This window comes from Buttiauxella sp. S19-1 (genome assembly GCF_022134725.1).
GTDB classification, from domain to species: domain Bacteria; phylum Pseudomonadota; class Gammaproteobacteria; order Enterobacterales; family Enterobacteriaceae; genus Buttiauxella; species Buttiauxella ferragutiae.
Genome location: NZ_JAHWLU010000252.1, coordinates 1 through 1,168 on the forward strand (window position 1 = coordinate 1; position 1,168 = coordinate 1,168).

Sequence of the window (1,168 nt, forward strand, 5' to 3'; positions counted from 1 at the left end):
TTTTATAACTAGTTATTATTTTTATTTATGTTTTCCGCTAAGTTTCGGACGCGATCGTTTCTTTTTTTGATACCTGTCACACATATTGCCATGTGTGTATTTTGACATAAATTTTTACGATCCCGATCACTAAAATAATGTTCGTTTAAAAATAAACTTCAGTTTCATAAAAATGAAACGATATTTCAATGAAGGGAATGCGAACATGTTGAAGAAAGCTCTGGGTGTGGTTGTTCTTTGTGGTGTTAGTGTTGCAGCACAGGCAGTCACTGTAGATTTACGTCATGAATATATTGATGCTGGTACTAACGCAGACCGTGTTGCCGTTTCTCACCGTTTTGAAAATGGTTTAGGTTTCAGCGTTGAAGCAAAATGGAAATCTGGCGGCACCAATAAAGATGAACCATTTGCAGATTTGATTGGTAATGGTCATGAAGACCAAATTAGCTGGCGCTGGAAAGCATCAAATAATATCGCTATTACACCGGCATTAACGGTCGAAAGTACGGATAACCGTACCATCTGGAAGCCGAATTTACATGCACAATATAGCTTTGATAATGGTTTTTACGTGGCAGCACGTTACCGTTATGAATATACGCGCTACCCAAATGATGCTAAGAAAGATGATGATAAAGTGAACCGTGGCGATTTATGGGCAGGCTTTGTATTAGGCGACTGGCGTACTGAGCTGAACTATGTTTATGCGAAAAGCCAATATGAGATCCGTTCTAATAATAAGAAGGATTCTCAAGAATATAACGTGAAAGTGGCTTATAAATGGGATAAAAACTGGGCGCCGTATGCTGAGTTGGGTAATGTGAGCGGCAGTAAAACCGCAGATGAACGCCAGACGCGTTATCGTGTTGGTGTGGCCTATTCATTCTAATCGTTTCATTTTCAATTCCCTCTCCAGGCCTCTGCATAATAGCGGGGGCTTTTTTATATTTTGTTTTTTTCCTTCACCTGGTGAAGAAGGGAATTAAATGTCAGCAAAAAAAAGCCCTCTCATAAAGAGAGGGCAGAGACTGATGACAAACGTCTTCGTAGCTACCGTCTTGAACGTCAAGCGGTAGCTGCATAATTTTCATCCCATGGTAATCGGGTTTTCAGTACGCCGAAGCACATATGTACCAGCTTACGCATCACTGCACCCAGGGCCGCTTTT

The 1,168-nt window shown here is 40.8% G+C and carries 1 protein-coding gene and 1 pseudogene; one reads left to right on the top strand and one right to left on the bottom strand.

The window, feature by feature from the left end; all coding sequences use genetic code 11:
- Positions 1-205: 205 nt before the first annotated feature.
- A complete protein-coding gene (locus tag MES37_RS24405; protein ID WP_064543729.1) occupies positions 206-889 on the top strand; it encodes a porin in 684 nt (227 codons plus the stop codon).
- Positions 890-1,065: 176 nt separating this feature from the next.
- On the opposite strand, the pseudogene MES37_RS24410 reads toward MES37_RS24405, so the two are convergent.
- Positions 1,066-1,168, bottom strand: a pseudogene (locus tag MES37_RS24410) (IS110 family transposase); the annotation flags it as partial.

Excerpts from the sequence above, each read along its gene's own strand:
- MES37_RS24405 (WP_064543729.1), top strand. The coding sequence starts at position 206 with ATGTTGAAGAAAGCTCTGGGTGTGGTTGTTCTTTGTGGTGTTAGTGTT.